The sequence below is a fragment of the Methylobacterium sp. J-030 genome (genome assembly GCF_022829545.1).
In the GTDB taxonomy this organism is placed as follows: domain Bacteria; phylum Pseudomonadota; class Alphaproteobacteria; order Rhizobiales; family Beijerinckiaceae; genus Methylobacterium.
Map to the genome: position 1 here is coordinate 1 of NZ_JAKSYM010000355.1, position 350 is coordinate 350.

Consider the following 350-nt stretch of genomic DNA (forward strand, 5'->3'; position numbering starts at 1 on the left):
CTTTGACGATCTCGGCGGTCAGACCGCCAGAGTTCATGGAGTAGCTATCGAAGGAGATGTAGGCAGGTGCGGCCTCGACCCGGTCGACATGCTGAAGCACCAGGGTAGCGAGCGCCTCGGGCTGCCAGCCGTCTTCGTCGAGGCCATTGGCGGCGTCCCACCCCTCGGGCGGCTGACGCTCCTCACCGGTGGGTGTGGCCGCAGCAACGCGCATGGCGTCGACCGTGGTGACCGTGCCGGCACCGACCGCGGCCAACTCACGCTCAACGTCGAGGGCGTAGCCGAGGCCGGGTGCGTCGTTGTCCGGCCAGATCATTACCTGCTTGCCGGCGAGCGGCGTCCAGTCCGCG

General features: G+C 68.3%; 1 pseudogene. It reads right to left on the reverse strand.

Features of this window, described 5'->3' with window-relative positions:
- Positions 1-350: pseudogene (locus tag MKK75_RS28410) on the reverse strand (hypothetical protein); the annotation flags it as partial.